Source organism: Microbacterium sp. NRRL B-14842, assembly GCF_050470785.1.
Genome location: NZ_JBFLUM010000080.1, coordinates 1 through 4,945, shown reverse-complemented (window position 1 = coordinate 4,945; position 4,945 = coordinate 1). Strand labels below are relative to the sequence as shown.

The window sequence follows — 4,945 nt, the reverse complement described above, 5'->3', positions numbered from 1 at the left end:
CCTACGAGACCTCCCACCTGGTCGCGATGGCCGCCCGCCATGGGTGTGCGCGAGGGTGAGGTGGACCGCCTGCTCCGCGAGGGCGTCTTCGTCGACCTGTACCCACTGGTGCTGCGCACCGTCCGCGTGGGTTCGCGGTCCTACTCGATCAAGAAGCTCGAGCCTCTCTACATGGGGGAGGACGTGCGCACGAGCGACGTCCAGAAGGGCGACGACTCCATCGTGCAGTACGTCGCGGCGCGGGAGCTCGCGGCAGCGGGGGGCGCAGGCCGAGGCCGACGCGGTGCTCGCCGACCTCGCCGACTACAACCGCTACGACTGCGTCTCCACCCGGCGGCTGCGCAACTGGCTCATCGACATCGCCCGCGCGGAGGGGGTCACGCCGGCCCCGCCGGACGACGCGGACGAGGTCATCTACGAGCCGTCGCCGCGTTCGCTCGCGCTGCTCGGCGACGCGGAGCGTGCGGTGGAGGTCGGTGGCGATGGGCTCGTGCACCGGCTCGCGGCGGCCGCCATCGACTACTTCCCACGCGAGGCGAAGAGCTTCTGGGTCGCGCACTTCCAGCGGCTGCGGGAGCCGGTCACGATGTGGGACGGCACCCGCGATGTGGTGAAGGTCGATGCGACCCGCTCGCGGGTCCGCCGGGACTGGAGCATCGGCGAGGGCCGCAGAGTCCTGTCGCGCGAGCTGGAGATCCGCGGCGAGGTGTCCCCTGGCACGACGCTCGGTCCGGGCGCCCAGCCGTTCGCGCTCTACGACGTCCCGGCGCCGTTCGACACCGATGTCCCGTCGCGCGCGGTGCACGTGCCGCACGGGGTCACGGTCGTCGAGGTGCTGGACGACGGCTATCTCGTGGCGGAGTCCGCGGTCCAGGGGCAGACCTGGGATGACCTCCCCGTCGCCCTCACCCCCGCCGCGCCGCCACGGGTGGTGTCGCTGCAGCAGGCGATCGACGAATGGGCCGATGCGGTGCACGCGGCCGCTCCGGACTTCCCCCAGGACGCGGCGACCGACATCCTCCGCCGCCTCCCTCCGCGCACCGTGTCGGGGGAACGCGCTCCCGGCCGCCGGCGACGACCCGATCGACGCGATCGTCCGCGGAGTCCTCGACCTCGACCGCAGCTATCTCGCCGTACAGGGGCCTCCAGGCACGGGGAAGACCTACACGGGCTCCCAGGTGATCGCCCGGCTCGTCAACGAGCACGGCTTCCGGATCGGCGTCGTCGCGCAGTCCCACGCGATCATCGAGACGCTGCTGGAGCGCGTCGTCGCCGACGGTGTCGCCCCGGGTCAGGTGGCGAAGTGCCCCAAGGACGCGAACGCCGATCCCGGGTACACGGTGATCCCGAAGACCGGCATGGCCGCCTTCCTCGCGGAGCACGCAGACGGGGGCGCCGTCGTGGGCGGTACCGCCTGGGACTTCAGCAACACGCAGCGGGTGGCCAGGGGAGAGCTCGACCTGCTCGTGATCGACGAGGCGGGACAGTTCTCGCTCGCCTCGACGATCGCGGTCGCCACGGGCGCGCAGAGGCTCCTCCTCCTCGGCGACCCGCAGCAGCTGCCTCAGGTCAGCCAGGGCGCCCACCCGGAGCGGTGGACACGTCCGCGCTCGGCTGGGTGATGGACGGCGACCCCGTCGTGCGCCCGGAGTACGGCTACTTCCTCGCGCGCTCCTGGCGGATGCACCCGCACGTCGCGGCTCCGGTGTCGAAGCTCGCCTATGCCGGGAAGCTCGCCTCCGCCCCCGGTACCGAGCGGCGCGCGGTCGAGGGCATCGACCCGGGCCTCCACGTGGTGCCGCTGCGCCACCGCGGCAACGCGACCCAGTCGCCGGAGGAAGCAGAGGAGGTCGTGCGCATCGTCCGCGACCCTCGTGGGCCGCGCCTTCCACGACAACGATGCGGCGGGCACCGTGCGGCCACTGACGCCGGAGGACATCATCGTCGTGGCGCCGTACAACGCGCAGCGGCAGCTCGTGCACGACGCGCTCGCCGCGGCGGGTTTCGGCGGCGTCCCGGTGGGCACGGTCGACAACTTCCAGGGCAAGGAGGCCGTCGTCTCGATCACGACGCTCGCGGCGTCGAGTGGCCGAGACGCTCCCCGGGGCCCGGAGTTCCTGCTGCTGCAGAACCGGCTCAACGTGGCGATCTCCCGGGCGCAGGTCGTGGCCTACCTCATCCACTCGCCGGCGCTGCTCGACGACCTGCCGTACACGCCCGAGGGCGTCGCCCGGCTCAGTGCCTTCGCCCGCCTGGTGGGGGCCGCGGAGGAGGAGGGTTCATGACGACGACGGTTCCTGCACCGGCCGCCGACGGCACGCCGACCGAGGCGGACATCCTCCGTGCCGCCGCCGCGTGGGCCTGGTTTCCGCGCGGCAGCGAGCATGTCCGCGGCGACCTGCTCCTCGTGCGGTACCCGGAGCGGTTCGGGGGCGGCGTCAGCGGCTCGCAGGTGACGTCCGCGCGCCCCGCCGCCGAGGTGCTGGACGGGGCGCTGGAGCGCACCAGAGCCTGGGGCGAGAGCGTGTTCACGTTCTGGACGAATCCCGCCGACGACCCCGACCTCGAAGAGGAGCTCCGACGCCGCGGTGCCGTGCACTTCGACACCGTCACCGTGTTCGCGCGTCCGACCAGTGGAGCCGCGGTCGACGTGACGCCCGGGTCTCCGCCGAGGTCGTGCGGGCCGTGGATCAGCTCCGCGAGGTCGATGCGATCAACGTTCCGGTCTGGGAGCAGCAGCCCCTCGACGACGACGGTCTGCGTGCCGAGTTCGCCGAGCTGACCGAGGCTCTCGATGCCGGTACCGGTTTCCGGGTGCTCGGGCGCATCGACGGACGCGCGGTGAGCACGGGCGGATGCACCATCGTCGACGGGTTCACTCGACTCTGGGGAGCGGCGACGCTCGAGGCCGATCGTGGTCGCGGCGTCTATCGAGCGGTCCTCGCGGAACGCCTGCGGCAGAGCGCCGCGCGCGGTGCGAGGACTGCGCTCGTCAAGGGCCGTGTCTCGACATCGGCGCCGATCCTCGCGAGAGCCGGCTTCACGCGCTACGGCGACGAACGCGGCTACCGCCTGGCCTCTGACGTGGGAGCGGCGGCGACGGCCTCAGACGGTGCCGTACAGCCGGTCTCCCGCGTCGCCAAGACCGGGCACGATGTACCCCTTCTCGTCGAGGCGCTCGTCGAGCGCTCCGAGGACGAGGGTCACGTCACGGTCGCCGGCCATCGCCTCGATCGCCGCCACACCCTCCGGAGTGCCGAGCAGGCAGATCGCGGTGACGTCCTTCGCACCGCGATCGAACAGGAACTGGATCGCGGCGGCGAGCGAGCCGCCCGTCGCCAGCATCGGGTCCGATCGCGAAGCACTGGCGGTCGGAGAGATCGTCCGGAAGCCGCTCGGCGTACGTGGTCGGCTCGAAGGTCTCCTCGTCGCGGACCATGCGAGGAAACCGACCTCCGCGGTGGGGAGGAGCTTGACGAGGCCTTCGAGCATGCCGAGACCGGCGCGCAGGATGGGGACGACGATGGGTCGCGGCTCGGAGATCTTCACGCCCGTGGTCGTGGTGACCGGTGTCGTGATCTCGATCGGAGTGACCTTCACATTCCGGGTCGCCTCGTACGCGAGGAGCGTCACGAGCTCTTCGGTCAGCTGGCGGAAGACCGGCGACGGGGTGCGCGCGTCGCGCAGCACCGAGAGCTTGTGGGTGATGAGAGGGTGGTCGGCGACGTGAACACGCATGGATACAGGCTAATGCGCCCCGCGTCCGCGCACGACATCGGGTGCCGTGGCGGACACCGCGCGCTGACGTAGGCTCGGGGCATGACCGCCGCCGACCGCCGTGCGATGCAGCGTGCCCTCGAGCTCGCCGCCGAGGCCGCGGACGCCGCGGAGATCCCGGTCGGCGCCGTCGTCCTCGATGCCGACGGGAATTTCCTGGCGGAAGGACGGAACACCCGCGAGACCACGCACGATCCGACCGGGCACGCCGAGATCGAAGCCATCCGCGCTGCGGCGGCGCACCGGGGATCGTGGAATCTCGACGGCTGCACGCTCGTCGTCACGCTCGAGCCCTGCGTGATGTGCGCCGGCGCGATCCTGCAGGCACGCATCGGCCGCGTGGTCTTCGGCGCGTGGGATGACAAGGCGGGAGCGGCCGGATCGATGTACGACGTGCTGCGCGACCGGCGCCTGCCCTACCGCGCCGAGGTGATCGGCGGCGTGGACGAGCACGCGTCCATCGCGCTGCTCCGGGCCTTCTTCGAGGACCGTCGCTGAACGCTCAGTCCGAGGACTTGAGGACGAAGACGTCCGTCGAGGGCTCCGGATCGATCGCGGGACGGTAGACGTCCGGCTCGATGTAGACGACCCGGGCGACCGGCACGGCGGCGCGGATGCGAGCCTCGATCTCGTCGATGTCGTCGGCGACCTCGCGCAGCGGCTTGTCGGCGCTGAGCGCGATCTTCGCGGCGACCATCAGCTCGTCGGGCCCCAGGTAGAGGGTCTTCATGTGGATGATCTTCTCGATCTCCGGGCCGTCGTTGATCGCGTCCACGATCCGGTCGTAGTCGGCGGGGGTCGCTCCCTCGCCGACGAGCAGGCTCTTGGTCTCCACACCCAGCACGATCGCGATGAGCACGAGCAGGACGCCGATCATCACCGTGGCCGAGGCGTCGAAGACGGGGTTGCCGGTGAGCAGCGTGAGACCGACGCCGAGCAGGGCGAAGGTGAGTCCGGTGAGGGCACCCACGTCCTCGAGGAGGACGACGGGGAGCTCCGGCGCCTTGGACCGTCGCACGAAGGAGAACCACGACTGCCCCTTCTCGCGCACGACGTTGCTCTCGCGCACGGCGGTGCGCAGCGAGAACGACTCCAGGCCGATCGCGATGAACAGCACGACGAGGGGGAGCCACCACCAGGTCTGATCGATCTCATGCGGATGGGTCAG

The 4,945-nt window shown here is 71.3% G+C and carries 6 protein-coding genes; 4 read left to right on the top strand and 2 right to left on the bottom strand.

Annotated elements, in window-relative coordinates; all coding sequences use genetic code 11:
- Nucleotides 1–965 precede the first annotated feature (965 nt).
- From AB1285_RS25560 to AB1285_RS25550, 3 genes are all read left to right on the top strand, one after another.
- Nucleotides 966–1,622, top strand: a complete 657-nt coding sequence (locus tag AB1285_RS25560) for an AAA domain-containing protein (RefSeq protein ID WP_429978150.1) — start codon at nt 966–968, stop codon at nt 1,620–1,622.
- A gap of 99 nt (nt 1,623–1,721) precedes the next feature.
- Nucleotides 1,722–2,285 carry an AAA domain-containing protein gene (locus AB1285_RS25555; protein ID WP_429978149.1) on the top strand — a complete coding sequence of 188 codons (564 nt, stop codon included), beginning with the start codon at nt 1,722–1,724 and terminating at the stop codon, nt 2,283–2,285.
- A complete protein-coding gene (locus tag AB1285_RS25550; RefSeq protein WP_429978148.1) occupies nt 2,282–2,782 on the top strand; it encodes a hypothetical protein in 501 nt (166 codons plus the stop codon). The genes AB1285_RS25555 and AB1285_RS25550 overlap by 4 nt, the downstream gene beginning before the upstream one ends.
- Nucleotides 2,783–3,105: 323 nt before the next feature.
- On the opposite strand, the gene upp is transcribed toward AB1285_RS25550, so the two are convergent.
- Nucleotides 3,106–3,738 carry a uracil phosphoribosyltransferase gene (gene upp / locus AB1285_RS25545; RefSeq protein WP_429978147.1) on the bottom strand — a complete coding sequence of 211 codons (633 nt, stop codon included), beginning with the start codon at nt 3,736–3,738 and terminating at the stop codon, nt 3,106–3,108.
- An 81-nt stretch (nt 3,739–3,819) separates the two neighbouring features.
- Here upp and AB1285_RS25540 point away from each other — a divergent pair, with 81 nt between their 5' ends.
- A complete protein-coding gene (locus tag AB1285_RS25540; RefSeq protein WP_259953440.1) occupies nt 3,820–4,275 on the top strand; it encodes a nucleoside deaminase in 456 nt (151 codons plus the stop codon).
- A gap of 4 nt (nt 4,276–4,279) precedes the next feature.
- On the opposite strand, the gene AB1285_RS25535 is transcribed toward AB1285_RS25540, so the two are convergent.
- The coding region (locus AB1285_RS25535; RefSeq protein ID WP_429978146.1) for a cation diffusion facilitator family transporter at nt 4,280–4,945 on the bottom strand (666 nt) is incomplete at its 5' end.

Coding starts and splice junctions, on each gene's coding strand:
- AB1285_RS25555 (WP_429978149.1), top strand. CDS start 1,722: ATGCCGGGAAGCTCGCCTCCGCCCCCGGTACCGAGCGGCGCGCGGTCG.
- AB1285_RS25540 (WP_259953440.1), top strand. CDS start 3,820: ATGACCGCCGCCGACCGCCGTGCGATGCAGCGTGCCCTCGAGCTCGCC.
- upp (WP_429978147.1), bottom strand. CDS start 3,738: ATGCGTGTTCACGTCGCCGACCACCCTCTCATCACCCACAAGCTCTCG.
- AB1285_RS25560 (WP_429978150.1), top strand. CDS start 966: ATGCGGTGCACGCGGCCGCTCCGGACTTCCCCCAGGACGCGGCGACCG.
- AB1285_RS25550 (WP_429978148.1), top strand. CDS start 2,282: ATGACGACGACGGTTCCTGCACCGGCCGCCGACGGCACGCCGACCGAG.